The sequence below is a fragment of the Enterobacter cloacae complex sp. Mu1197 genome (genome assembly GCF_040059225.1).
GTDB classification, from domain to species: Bacteria; Pseudomonadota; Gammaproteobacteria; order Enterobacterales; family Enterobacteriaceae; genus Enterobacter; species Enterobacter quasiroggenkampii.
Map to the genome: position 1 here is coordinate 2,040,189 of NZ_CP157375.1, position 13,208 is coordinate 2,053,396.

12 protein-coding genes are annotated in these 13,208 nt (G+C 56.3%); 4 read left to right on the forward strand and 8 right to left on the reverse strand.

Features of this window, described 5'->3' with window-relative positions; all coding sequences use genetic code 11:
• Positions 1-33: 33 nt before the first annotated feature.
• Entirely contained in the window at positions 34-486 is a 453-nt protein-coding gene (locus ABFV38_RS09725) for a hypothetical protein (protein ID WP_235403288.1), read from the forward strand.
• 116 nt (positions 487-602) lie between these two features.
• Here the strand turns inward: ABFV38_RS09725 and ABFV38_RS09730 are convergent, their stop codons facing one another.
• Positions 603-2,135: a YdgA family protein gene (locus ABFV38_RS09730; protein ID WP_045910341.1), complete on the reverse strand. Its 1,533-nt coding sequence runs from the start codon at positions 2,133-2,135 to the stop codon at positions 603-605.
• Positions 2,136-2,349: 214 nt separating this feature from the next.
• The gene (gene manA, locus ABFV38_RS09735; RefSeq protein WP_348959269.1) at positions 2,350-3,534 is read right to left on the reverse strand and encodes a mannose-6-phosphate isomerase; all 1,185 of its coding nucleotides are present in this window, start codon (positions 3,532-3,534) and stop codon (positions 2,350-2,352) included.
• Between the two features lie 199 nt (positions 3,535-3,733).
• Here manA and fumA point away from each other — a divergent pair, with 199 nt between their 5' ends.
• Both fumA and fumC read left to right on the forward strand, forming a co-directional pair.
• Complete coding sequence (gene fumA / locus ABFV38_RS09740; RefSeq protein WP_348959271.1) at positions 3,734-5,380, forward strand: class I fumarate hydratase FumA; 1,647 nt, start codon at positions 3,734-3,736, stop codon at positions 5,378-5,380.
• A gap of 189 nt (positions 5,381-5,569) precedes the next feature.
• Positions 5,570-6,964 (forward strand): class II fumarate hydratase, encoded by a 1,395-nt coding sequence (gene fumC, locus ABFV38_RS09745; RefSeq protein WP_126534400.1) that lies wholly within the window; start codon positions 5,570-5,572, stop codon positions 6,962-6,964.
• Here fumC and tus read toward each other — a convergent pair whose 3' ends face one another.
• The 4 genes from tus to rstA all read right to left on the reverse strand — a co-directional run bounded on the left by tus (position 6,965) and on the right by rstA (position 10,563).
• Positions 6,965-7,894, reverse strand: coding sequence for a DNA replication terminus site-binding protein (gene tus / locus ABFV38_RS09750; protein ID WP_348959273.1), 930 nt, complete (start codon positions 7,892-7,894; stop codon positions 6,965-6,967). It abuts the gene before it with no gap.
• Between the two features lie 73 nt (positions 7,895-7,967).
• Positions 7,968-9,266: a two-component system sensor histidine kinase RstB gene (gene rstB / locus ABFV38_RS09755; RefSeq protein ID WP_111965685.1), complete on the reverse strand. Its 1,299-nt coding sequence runs from the start codon at positions 9,264-9,266 to the stop codon at positions 7,968-7,970.
• A gap of 75 nt (positions 9,267-9,341) precedes the next feature.
• On the reverse strand, positions 9,342-9,602 hold the full coding sequence (locus ABFV38_RS09760) for a hypothetical protein (RefSeq protein ID WP_045910345.1): 261 nt from the start codon (positions 9,600-9,602) through the stop codon (positions 9,342-9,344).
• Between the two features lie 244 nt (positions 9,603-9,846).
• Positions 9,847-10,563: a two-component system response regulator RstA gene (gene rstA / locus ABFV38_RS09765; RefSeq protein ID WP_021241154.1), complete on the reverse strand. Its 717-nt coding sequence runs from the start codon at positions 10,561-10,563 to the stop codon at positions 9,847-9,849.
• A gap of 128 nt (positions 10,564-10,691) precedes the next feature.
• Between rstA and ABFV38_RS09770 the strand changes: the two genes are divergently transcribed.
• A complete protein-coding gene (locus ABFV38_RS09770; protein WP_045910346.1) occupies positions 10,692-11,027 on the forward strand; it encodes a GlpM family protein in 336 nt (111 codons plus the stop codon).
• Here the strand turns inward: ABFV38_RS09770 and folM are convergent.
• A complete protein-coding gene (gene folM, locus ABFV38_RS09775) occupies positions 11,024-11,746 on the reverse strand; it encodes a dihydromonapterin reductase (protein WP_045910347.1) in 723 nt (240 codons plus the stop codon). The genes ABFV38_RS09770 and folM overlap by 4 nt on opposite strands.
• A gap of 39 nt (positions 11,747-11,785) precedes the next feature.
• Entirely contained in the window at positions 11,786-13,168 is a 1,383-nt protein-coding gene (locus ABFV38_RS09780; protein WP_045910348.1) for an amino acid permease, read from the reverse strand.
• Positions 13,169-13,208: the final 40 nt, after the last annotated feature.

Consider the following 13,208-nt stretch of genomic DNA (forward strand, 5'->3'; position numbering starts at 1 on the left):
GGTGGCCTTAAAACATCACACGGAGGCTGCCCTATGGCTACGATCCCAACCCTTGCTAACCCTCAATCCACTGACAGTATTGCCTGCCAACTTCTTGACCTGCCGATATCCTCAACGCTGGATCTCTTCGAACTGACGGATTGCTGCTGCGCTTTTGTTAATGTGCTGCTGGAAAACCACGACAAAGCAGAGCGCTTAGCGCTGTGTGGCCGTCTGGCTTTTACTCTCGATGAGATAAAAAACCGATGCGATGAAGATTTACCTCTTCATCTGGTAGAGCAACTGAGTACCGAAATATCTGCGCAATCCTGCGTTCCGGATTGCTGGCAAGATACTGCGATGCTGGTGGGATATGCTCAGGCACTTAATCAGGCCCTGTTGAGTCAGACTCTGGCAAGTGCTGTCTCGCAAGAACTTGCTGGCTTATTGCATGACCTGGTTTATCTCCTGGCCGACTTTGTCAGAGAACCTTATCTGCAGCACTGAGGTCACGCCCGGCGGCGCTGCGCTTGCACGGGCCTACAACGGCTCTGAATCGTAGGCCGGGTAAGCGTCAGCGCCACCCGGCAATAAAAAACCCCTCATGCGAGGGGTTTTGACGTTTACTGTTGCGGTGCCGCCGGTTCGGCTGGCGCTGCAGGCTCAGCCGGTTCCGGCATCCCCAGAGCAGGCATACCAAACATGCCGACGAAGTCTTCCAGCGGCATTTTGTCGCCGTTGAGCGTGACCTGGCCGTTGGCGTACTGCAGGCTGGTGGAAATCGTGTTGTTGTCCACCTTCGTGATGCGGAACATCTGGCCCATTGCCGCCAGACCTTTCACCTGCTGGTTCGCCAGCTTGCCGGCATCTTCATCGCCGTAGCCTTCCAGTTTCGCAATCTGGGTCATAAACTCGGTCGCCATATCCATCGGGATGGTCAGCTTGCTGTCGAGCGACTTCACGCTGCGATCCACTTCCTGCGCCAGCGTCTGCGGTTCACCCGTTGCGGTGGCCGGATCTTTCAGGAACAGAGACAGGTTGAAGCTGGTTTCGCCTTTGCTGTTTTTCCAGCTCAGCGGCGCAACGGTGATCACCGGCTCGCCTTTCAGCAGGATCGGCAGGTTGTTGAACAGTACCGCCATCGCCTGCTGCTGGTACACTTCCGGATTCTGCTGCAGTGCGGTATCGGTCAGCAGCGCCTGGCTCTCTTTGCTGTATTTCTGGCTGAATTCGTGCCACGCCTGGCCGTCGATATTGCCGATCTTCAGCGACAGTTTGCCGGTGCCCAGATCCTGATTCTGTACTTTCAGGCTCTTCAGCGTGTAATCCAACTGGGTATTAATGCTCTTACCGTCTTTGGACACGTCGGATTTTCCGTTTACGTCCATGCCTTCCAGCACGGCCATCTCTTTCCCTTCAACCGCAATGGCAACTTTATCGAGAGACAGTTTCTGATCGCCGATACGCTCTTTGAAATCGGTCATGCGGCTGTTGCCGTCGGCTTTCAGGTTGTTGAAGGTGAGCTGAACTTTTTGATTGTATTCGTTCACGGCATTGACTAGGCCGCTTTCCGCTTCACCCGTCAAGGAGAACACGTTCCCGTCGCGGTCCGCGTCAAGTTTGAAGTGACCGCCGCTAAAAGCGACTTTCTCATTCTCTTTCTCGTAGTTCAGCGCTTTCAGGGCAATATCAGAACTCGTGTCACCGGCATAGCTGATGCGGGTGTCGATCTCGAAAGGTGAGGTATTTTTTGCCAGATCGAACAGCGGTTTGGTGACGTCGTTATTCACCAGGACCGTGTGAACGGACGCCATCGACGGGATCAGATTAAAGGACTTCAGCTGCGCCAGCGGGAATGGACCGTGGCTTACCACTTCATCCAGCACCACGCTCTGGCCCGGTTTCAGCCAGCCGTTTTCCGTACCGGCAACCGGCTTCACCACAACCTGCATACGGCTGGTAAACACACCGCGCTCATAGTTCTGGTAGCTCAGCTCAAGGCCCGCTTCCGGCGCGCTGCGCTTAATCTCTCCGTTAGCCTGCGCCACCATCTCAGCCAGACGGCCTTCCAGCTGTTTCCCGGTAAACCAGGAGGCACCCGTCCAGACCACGCCTAACGCTACAATCACTCCTACCGCTACGACCGATTTTTTCATTGCGACTATCCCTAAAATGAAACCAGGCGGTAAAAACCGCCTGGAGATATTAAGCCTGCAACTAGCTTAGCAAGAGTTGTTAAAAAAATCAGTAAGTCCCTAATACCCGTCATACTTCAAGTTGCCTGTGCGTTGGCTTTCCTCGCTCACCCCAGTCACGTACTTATGTACGCTCCTGGGGATTCGCTGCGTCGCCGCCTTCATGCAACTCGAATTATTTAGGGTATAGCTTATTGAAAACGCGCGCCAGACGACCGGTGCCGCTTACGCTAACCGGAGACTCATTGGCAGCAACGAATGCTGACTCACCGGGCTTAAGCGCCAGACGCTGTTCGCCTTTGCGCAACGTCGCTTCGCCCTCGACGCAGAACAGGATCGCCGCGCTCTCCTGAGCGACCGACGTTTCGGCGCTGCTCAGGTCGTGCAGGGAGAAGGCAAAATCGTCCACCGGAATCGGGAAGTCCAGCTCTGCGCCGTTTTTCACCGGCTGAGTCAGCAGCTCTGCGGCAGGTTTCGCCACAAACTTCACGTTGGCAACCAGCTCGGGGATGTCGATGTATTTTGGCGTCAGGCCCGCGCGCAGCACGTTATCGGAGTTGGCCATCACCTCCAGCGCCACGCCCTGAAGGTAGGCGTGCGGGGTTTCAGCGAACAGGAACATTGCTTCACCCGGATTCAGCTTCACCACGTTCAGCAGCAGAGGGGAGAACAGGCCGCTGTCGTCCGGATAGAATTCGGAAATCAGACGGATGGTCTCCCACGGTTCACCCTGCTGGCTGTCCAGGGCGGCTTTCAGTACCGCCAGCGCGTGGGACTTCTCTTCACCCTGCATATTCAGCAGGCTGGCAAACAGCTGGCTAAGCGCGTCGGCGTTCGGGTTTTCAAGGAAATGCGCGATAGCGTTATGGGCACCCGCGACCGGCTGCAGCAGGGAGATAATTTCTGAAAACTCGCGGAACGCGTTCATCGCCAGGAACGGCGTCAGCGCGAACACCAGCTCCGGCTTGTGGTTAGGATCTTTGTAGTTACGCTCGGCGGCGTCTAACGGAATACCTGCCGCGTTCTCTTTCGCAAAGCCGATTTCAGACGCTTGCTTGTTCGGGTGAACCTGGATGGAGAGCGGCTGGTCTGCGCACAGCACTTTAAACAGGAACGGCAGTTCGCCAAAGCGCTGAGCCACCTTGTCGCCCAGCAGCGCGGCTTTATCGACCTCGATTACGTCACGCAGGCTGCGTACCTGACCGCTGGCGTCTTCAATTTTTGAGCTGCTCTTCGGGTGCGCCCCCATCCACAGTTCTGCCATCGGCAGGTTGTTCGGGTTCGCGATACCGTAGAGATCCGTTAACGCAGTTTTACTTCCCCAGGCGTAGTTCTGCACTGAGTTAATGAGTTTTTGCATTATCAAGCCCTGATTCAATGATGGAATTAACTTCGGGTATTAAAGCAATAAACCACATGGAAGTAACCTGTGGATGTAAAAAGTCGTACTAGTCTCAGTTTTTGTTAAAAAATTGTGTAGGATAAGCTGACTCGCTTTTAAGCCGGGCAGCGGAACATCTGCCCTGAATAAACAGACCGAAGCAGTAAGTGAGAGAACAATGTCGAATAAACCCTTCCATTATCAGGATCCTTTTCCCCTCAGTAAGGATCAGACCGAGTATTACCTGTTAACCCGCGATCACGTCTCCGTCTCTGAGTTTGAAGGACAAGAGATCCTCAAGGTGGATCCGCAGGCGCTGACGCTGCTGGCGCAGCACGCTTTCCACGACGCCTCGTTTATGCTCCGTCCTGCGCATCAGCAGCAGGTTGCCGATATTCTGAGTGACCCGGAAGCCAGCGAAAACGATAAGTACGTTGCCCTGCAGTTCCTGCGTAACTCCGATATCGCGGCGAAAGGCATTCTGCCAACCTGCCAGGATACCGGTACGGCGATCATCGTCGGTAAAAAAGGCCAGCGCGTCTGGACCGGCGGCGGTGATGAAGCGGCGCTGGCGCACGGTGTTTATAACACCTACACCGAAGACAACCTCCGCTATTCGCAAAACGCCGCGCTGGACATGTACAAAGAGGTCAACACCGGCACCAACCTGCCAGCACAGATTGACCTCTACAGCGTCGACGGTGATGAGTACAAATTCCTCTGTATCGCCAAAGGCGGCGGTTCGGCCAACAAAACCTATCTCTATCAGGAAACCAAAGCGCTGCTTACCCCGGGCAAGCTGAAGAACTACCTGGTTGAGAAGATGCGCACCCTCGGCACCGCGGCGTGCCCGCCGTACCATATCGCGTTTGTGATTGGCGGTACCTCGGCGGAAAGCACGCTGAAAACCGTGAAGCTGGCCTCAACCAAATACTACGACGGCCTGCCTGGCGAAGGTAACGAACATGGTCAGGCGTTCCGCGACGTGCAGCTTGAGCAGGAGCTGCTGGAAGAAGCGCGTAACCTGGGCCTCGGCGCGCAGTTTGGCGGCAAATACTTCGCTCACGACGTGCGCGTGATCCGTCTTCCGCGTCACGGCGCTTCCTGCCCGGTCGGGATGGGCGTCTCCTGCTCTGCGGATCGCAACATCAAAGCGAAGATCAACCGCGAAGGCGTGTGGATCGAAAAACTGGAAAACAACCCGGGTAAATACATTCCGGAAGCGCTGCGTAAAGCGGGTGAGGGGGAAGCGGTTCGCGTTGACCTGAACCGTCCGATGAAAGAGATCCTGGCGCAGCTGTCTCAGTATCCGGTTTCGACCCGTCTCTCCCTCAACGGCACGATTATCGTGGGCCGCGACATCGCGCACGCGAAGCTGAAAGAGCGCCTGGACAACGGCGAAGGGTTGCCGCAGTACATTAAAGATCACCCGATCTACTACGCGGGCCCGGCGAAAACGCCTGAAGGTTACGCCTCTGGCTCGTTAGGCCCGACTACGGCTGGCCGTATGGACTCGTACGTCGACCAGTTGCAGGCCAACGGTGGCAGCATGATCATGCTCGCGAAAGGCAACCGCAGCCAGCAGGTGACGGACGCCTGTCACAAGCACGGCGGCTTCTACCTCGGCAGCATCGGCGGCCCGGCTGCGGTTCTGGCGCAGGGCAGCATCAAGAGCCTGGAGTGCGTGGAATACCCGGAACTGGGTATGGAAGCGATCTGGAAAATTGAAGTGGAAGATTTCCCGGCGTTTATCCTCGTGGATGACAAAGGCAACGACTTCTTCAAGCAGATCCAGTCGTCCCAATGTTCGGCGTGTGTGAAGTAATTCTGTAAATTGCCGGGTGGCGCTGACGCTTACCCGGCCTGGATTCTCGTAGGTCGGGTAAGGCGCAGCCGCCACCCGACACCCGACACCAAAAAGAGCGCACAAAGCGCCATAACGTTTCTCAGAAGTCATCAATACTTATCCCTTAAGCATGTGAGCAATCCCGACAGTGTTATCAAGGAGAAAGTAATGACAACGGTACGCCATGAGAAAGACTCGATGGGCGCCATCGACGTCCCGGCCGACAAGCTATGGGGCGCGCAAACCCAGCGTTCGCTGGAGCATTTCCGTATCTCGACTGAAAAAATGCCCGTCTCGCTGATTCAGGCGCTGGCCCTCACCAAACGCGCGGCCGCAAAAGTGAACCAGGATTTAGGCCTGCTGGCGGCAGACAAGGCCACCGCCATTATTAATGCCGCCGACGAAGTGCTGGCGGGCAAGCATCCCGACGAATTCCCTCTCGCCATCTGGCAGACCGGTTCCGGCACCCAAAGCAACATGAACATGAACGAAGTGCTGGCGAACCGGGCAAGCGAACTGCTGGGCGGCGTGCGCGGCATGGAGCGTAAGGTTCATCCGAACGATGACGTCAACAAGAGCCAGAGTTCTAACGACGTCTTCCCCACGGCCATGCACGTGGCGGCGGTGATTGCGATTCGCGAACAGCTAATCCCACAGCTTAACGTCCTGAAATCTACGCTCAACGAGAAGGCGCAGGCCTTCCGCGACATCGTCAAAATTGGCCGTACGCACCTGCAGGACGCCACGCCGCTGACGCTCGGCCAGGAGATTTCCGGCTGGGTGGCGATGCTGGAACACAACCTGAAGCACATTGAGAACAGCCTGCCGCACCTGGCGGAGCTGGCGCTCGGCGGCACGGCGGTGGGCACCGGGTTAAACACCCATCCGGAGTATGCGGTGCGCGTGGCGGAGGAGCTTGCAAATATCACCGGGCAGCCGTTCGTCACGGCGCCCAACAAGTTCGAAGCGCTGGCGACCTGCGATGCGCTGGTCCACACCCACGGCGCGCTGAAAGGGCTGGCGGCGTCGCTGATGAAAATCGCCAACGACGTGCGCTGGCTGGCCTCGGGCCCGCGCTGCGGCATCGGTGAAATCAGCATTCCGGAAAACGAGCCGGGCAGCTCCATCATGCCGGGTAAAGTCAACCCGACCCAGTGCGAAGCCATGACCATGCTCTGCTGTCAGGTACTGGGCAACGACGTGGCCGTTAACCTGGGCGGTGCATCCGGCAACTTTGAGCTGAACGTCTATCGCCCGATGGTGATCCACAACGTTCTGCAATCGATTCGTCTGCTGGCAGACGGCATGGAGAGCTTTAACGAACACTGCGCGGTGGGGATCGAGCCAAACCGCGAGCGCATCAGCCAGCTGTTAAATGAGTCGCTGATGCTGGTGACCGCGCTCAATACCCACATTGGCTACGACAAAGCCGCCGAGATCGCCAAAAAAGCGCATAAGGAGGGGCTGACGCTGAAAGCCTCCGCCCTGGCGCTGGGCTATCTGACGGAGGCGGAGTTCGATGCCTGGGTGCGCCCTGAGGCGATGGTCGGCAGCCTGAAATAATCAACTCGCCACGTACAGGTGCAGCCGCGGAATAATCAGCTGCAGCGGCTGCGCCTGAGGTCGGTAACGGTGCTGGACATTTTCAGCATCGTAATTCAGCAACTCACCAATATCCGGCACGATAGCCCCCTGATCGGCATCATAGAGCGCAATCAGCGGCGTTGGACAGGCATACTGCACCTGTTTTTGCTGGCCGGAATACCAGACGCGGGCGATAGGCTGAACCTTCACCGGGCGCTTAATTTTGAGGCGCGTATCCGCCGGTAGCGAGGCGATGCTGTGGTACTCCTGCTCCAGGCGCTCAATCCACTGCTCACGCGACCACGGCGCTACGGTGCGCGGCGTCTTCAGGCTCTTTTCCAACTGCGCCAGAATTTCATCCCGGGTGAAGTTTTTAATGATGTGCTTATTCGCCCAGCCGAAGCGCAGCGTGGCGGGATGGCGCAGTACCGTCAGCGTTCGATAGGCATTCAGCGTAATTAACCCCGGAAGCTGACGGTGTACCCATTCAAACCGGGCGGCAGGGGCCAGGCCCGACTCCTCGGTAACGATCTTCTCAAATGCCGCTTTCAGGCTGTTGATATGGGCAATCTGGCTTTCCAGCGCCTCGCGCGCGGCGGCATCGGTTTGCAGGCAGATCACGCCCGGCAGCCGCACGGCCGCCTTGCTGCTGCGCTGTTCAGACTGCTGCTGGATAAAAAGATGGCGATAGTGTTTCATCGCCAGATCCAGCGCGGCCTTGCCGATGTGCTGCTTCACGTCGATGGTGTCCAGCGGATCGTGCTCGGCCCCTTTGACCACCTCGGGCAGGGTAAAAACGCGCGCGGCCAGCAGGCGGCAGGTCTGCAAACGTTCTGTCAGGGTCAGCAGCTCGTGTTCTATTTCCCGAAACGTGCTGTTCAGCCGTTCAATCAGATCGTAGGACGCCATAAGTACCCTCATTAGTTACAACATACTTATCATATAGCACAGCACGCCGGATCAGGCCAGCGTGCGGTTAAGGTCAGGCAGGAACGGGAAGGGCGATGTTATGGTACACCGGCCAGTTAAAGCAGAAGCGCGCACCGCCGAGCTCGCTCTCCTCGCAATGTACCGTGCCGCCCATGGCCTGCGCGATAGAGTAGACAATGGCCAGCCCCAGACCACAGCCTCCGGTGGCGCGATCGCGGCTGGGATCGAGGCGGACAAACGGTTCAAACACGGTTTCGCGTGCCTCCGGCGCAATCCCCGGCCCGTCATCCTCTACCGTCAGGCTGGCCTGATTGCCCTGCAAATCCAGCCCAATCTGTAGCGTACTTTCGCTGTAGCGCATGGCGTTGTTCATCAGATTGTCCAGCACGCGTTCCATCAGGCGCATATCGAGTGCGCCGTAGTCACCCGGCGTAACGCGCGTCAACAGCGTACGCTGCGGGTTCACGCTCTGAACGTCGTCAATGTGGGTTTGCAGCCACGCGGGCAGATCCGGCGTGCTGAGGTTAAGCTCGTTTTGCGGACGATCGAGGCGCGCGTAGGTCAGTAGCTCCTCAATCAGCGCCTCAAGCTGGCCAATGTCGCGGTTAAGCGCCTGAGACTCTGCTTCTGTCAGATTCTCACTCATCTCCAGACGATAGCGCAGGCGCACCAGCGGCGTGCGCAGCTCGTGCGCAATCCCGTCGATCAGCTGTTTCTTACTGGCGATAAGGGCATTGATGTTATCGGCCATCTGGTTAAAGGCCACGCCCAAACGTTCAAAGCTGGAACCGCTGTCGAAGTGAATGCGCTCGGTAAAGTGTCCCTCACCAAAACGCTGCGCGGCGGATTCCAGCTTCAGCATGTCCTGCCAGTGCGGGCGCATCCAGATAAAAACCGGAAACGCCAGCGAAATGGCGATAAAGGCCATCAGCGCCATGTCCAGCAGGCGCATCTGATGCAGATAATAGAGATAGGGCACCGGCCCGACGGCCAGCACGTAATGGCTGCGCGGAATACGCTGGATAAAGGTGTATTTCTCATCCAGCGCGACGATATCCCCGTCGCGCAGACGCTGCATGGCGGGCGGGTCCAAATCGAAATCTTTCAACGGCTCAATGCGTAAATCGAATGACAGATTGAGATCCAGCTCTTTCAGGGTTTTCGCCCAGTCGTGGGGTGGGATCTCTCTCAGCTCGCTGCGCATCAGATACAGCGAGCTTTTCATCAGGTCATCCAGAGACTGCCTGCCCGCACGTTCGGCGGTAAATTTATACACCAGCCCGACCAGCATGGTCATCACCAGGAAGCAGACAAACAGCAAAAGATAAAACTGCACAAACAGCTTTTTCATTGGGTCTCACCGAAAAAACGCTATATGCAGAATATACATGAAAACCCTTCGAGTTTTTCACGTCTGTCGAGCGTGTTACATGGCTTTCGCGCTGTTTTTTACCTTGGCGATGAATTTTTCCGTCACGGCCAGGCCTTCTGCAATGTGCGTATCAATCACATCCGTTCCGTATTCGCTGATGAGGTCCAGCAGTATTTCGTAAGACTGGATGAGTTCCAGCAGGTCAAAGAGCGCTTTTTGATCGGTGCGTGAGGGGGAGGCGTGGTTCAGGGTTGCCTGATTAACAATCCACTCAAGATTAGTTTTTATCGCTTCTACCTGACCGTAGCTATACATAATTCATGAGCTTAAATCCTCATTTCAAGATTTATGGGAGAGATGTCGTGAAAGCTTCACGGCGAAAATGAGTAAAACAATCGCAAGAGCGGGGCGAGCTGAAGAAAGGAGAGTCGAGAAGGTAATTATGGAATAGTTCGCGTGCTTAGCAAGTTAATTGTTGCGCAAACGTAAAAATAAACGCCCGAAAAGAAGGCATTGTCGCGCAATGCCTTCATTTCGCGCAGGTTATCTTATCCGGCGATCAGGTTTCCCACGCATGTGGGGCAAACAGATAGCCCTTGTTACGCACGGTTTTAATGCGGTAGGGCTCGGTGGCGTTATCCTGCAGTTTTTTGCGCAGACGCGAAATCGCCACGTCAACGCTGCGGTCCATTCCGTCATAGCTTACGCCACGCAGGTTTTTCAGCAGCGCGTCACGGTCCATGATCTGCCCGGCATGCGTTGCCAGCTCCCACAGCAGGTCAAAATCTGCGGTGGAAAGGGCGATAAGCTCGCCAGAGAGCAGCACCTGACGGTTAATCGGATCAATAGACAGCGTACCGAAGCGCATCGCTTTGTGCGGCGTCAGAGACGGCGCCGGTGCTTCGCGTTCGATGCTGGCGTGCTGGCGTAAATGGAGGCGCAGGCGAGCGAGCAGGACGGCAGGCGGTGTGGTTTTCAGAATGTAATCATTGGCACCCATCTCCAGCGACAAAATATGGTTCATATCGCTGTCCAGTGAGGTGAGCAGGACGATAGGGCCCTCCCAACGGGCGCGCAGGTCCCGGCAGAGCGTCATGCCGTCTTTGCCTGGCAACATAATATCCAGCAATACCAGATCCGGGTTTTCACGGACGACCACCTCTTCGGCACGATCGCCGCGAGGTTCAACAATGACGTCCATATCATGTTTACCCAGATAGGCGGCGATCAGCTGCCCGACTTCGGGTTCGTCTTCAACATAAACAATCTTATTCATACAGCGTCTGTTTTCGTGAAAAAAGCCAACATACACCGCGAAACCTTAACCTTCCATTAATCTTTCAAAATTAACGCCGGTTCCGTTATTCTGGCTGATATTGTGAGTTGATTATTATAGGGAAAACGATGGGGCTGGTGATCAAAGCCGGGCTGGGCGCGCTGGTGGTGTTGCTGATTGGCATGCTGGCGAAAACGAAAAACTACTATATTGCCGGGCTGATCCCTCTCTTCCCGACCTTTGCGCTCATTGCCCACTATATCGTGGCATCTGAACGCGGTACGGAAGCGTTACGCACGACCATCGTGTTTGGCATGTGGTCAATCATTCCGTATTTTCTCTACCTGCTTTCGCTGTGGTATTTCACCGGTTTTCTGCGTCTCCCACTGGCGCTGAGCGGGGCGGTGGTCTGCTGGGGGCTCAGCGCCTGGCTGTTAATTTTCTTCTGGAGCCGCTTTCACTAACGCAGCGGTCGGCCGCCGTCCACGGCAAAGGTTCTGCCGGTGACGTAGCAACTGGTGAGCAGGTAATCCACGAGGTCGATGACCTCTTTCTCACCTGGGGCAATTTTCATGAGCGACTTATTCAGTGCCTGCTGGCGATACTCCGCATCATCGTTTTCGTTGAATAAAATCATCGCCGGGGCAATGGCGTTCACCTTCACCTCGGGGGCGAGCTTGCGGGCAAACGAGCGGGTCATGTTATCCAGCGCGGCTTTACTGGCCGCATAGGCGATGTGCTTGTCGCTGCCGCGCTCCACCACATAATCAGTGAAGTGAATGATGTCGCCCGCAGCATGCCCGTGGCCGCGAAGCAGATCCTGCAGAGCATGGTTCAGCAGATAAGGGGTATTAACATGGATCTGCAACATGGCGGCAAGCGTTTCGCTGAGTGAGGTACCGGATTTCTCGGCCTGCCATGCGCTGGCGTTATGGATCACGGCGCGCAGCCCCGCAGTGGTGGATTTCACCTTTTCCGCAAAGGCCAGAATGCCTTCATCGGTTGAAAAATCAGCCTGAATGCAGACCGCCCCGGCTTTGCGTAACCCTTCAATCGACGGGTATTCCGTACGGTAGCTCACAATGACCGGATGGCGAAGGTTGAGAAAGTGATGGGCGAGAGCGAGGCCGATACGGCGGCCTCCACCGGTGATCAGTATGGGGCGAAGCGGTGCATTTCCCATCGTATTCTCCTTTACAGTTCAACAATGGGAAAGGCGATGCTATCCCACTAACATCCAGGTTGCCGGCACGGCAGCAACCAGTAAGAGTCCAATTAATGCCATTTCGCGGCGTTTCAGCGCGTTCTCCAGCTGATGCGTGCGGCGGGCGTAGATAAACACCAGCAGGCCCGGTGCGTACAGCACCACCGACAGCAGCAGATGCATAGGTCCGGAAGCATACAACAACCACAGGCCGTAAATACAGGCTCCGACACCCACGACATAATGCGCGGGGCGAGTGGCAATTTTTAACAAATACGCCCCCACTAAGAAATAGGGTACCAGAATCATCTCCGAGGCGATGGTCAGCAGCGTGTTATAGTCTGAACCTGTGAGCCAGATCAGCACCAGGCAGATCTGAACGCTGATGTTGGTTAGCCAGAGTGAGGCAGACGGCGCGCTGTTTTTGTTTTGACGCGCAAACAGCCGTGGGAACGCCTTGTGCGTAGAGGCCAGGAAGGGCACTTCAGCCGCCATGATGGTCCAGCTCAGGTAGGCTCCGCAGACGGAGATAATAAGACCCGCCGCAATCACCACGTCGCCCCAGGGGCCGAGCATTTTCACCATCAGGCCTGCCATTGACGGGTTACGCATTTCAGCCAGTTCAGGACGCGCCACCACGCCGAGCGACAGCAGCGTGACCAGCAGATAGACCCCGAGCGCAGCCAGTACGGCCAGCAGCGTGGCGCGGCCTACATCGCGTTTATTTCGGGCCCGGGCAGAAACCACAACCGCACCCTCAACGCCGATGAATACCCACAGGGTAATCAGCATCGTGTTTTTCACCTGCTCCCAGACGGGGACGCCCAGCGCAACGCCGCTGAAATCGAGCTTAAACACGTCGAGACGGAACGCAATAAAGGCCAGAACGATAAACAGACCGAGCGGAACCAGCTTCGCGAGCGTCGCCACCAGGTTAATGCTGGCGGCCGTTTGTACGCCACGCAGCACCAGCCAGTGGACGAACCACAGTAATACCGAAGCGCCCACAATAGACTGCCAGGTATTCCCGTCGCCAAAGAGGCGCAATTCAGGCGTATCGGTAAAGAAACTGAGCGCCGAGAAGACAATCACCAGATAGGAGACGTTGGCGATAACCGCACACAGCCAGTATCCCCAGGCGGAACAGAAGCCAATCAGCTCGCCGAAGCCTTCACGGGCATAGGTGAAAATGCCGCCGTCCAGGTCCGGGCGAATGCGGGTCAGCAGCAGCATGGCGAAGGCCAGCAGCAATATTCCGACTCCCGTAATGCCCCAGCCAATGATGAGCGCAGACGGGCTGGCGACGGCAGCCATATTTTGCGGCAAACTGAATACGCCCGCACCCAGCATTGAGCTTAAAACGAGTGCAGTCAGAGCACTCAGGCCAAGTTTCTTTTCCATTGGCTTCCTGTTATGAAAGGTCAAAATCCAGAATAATTAT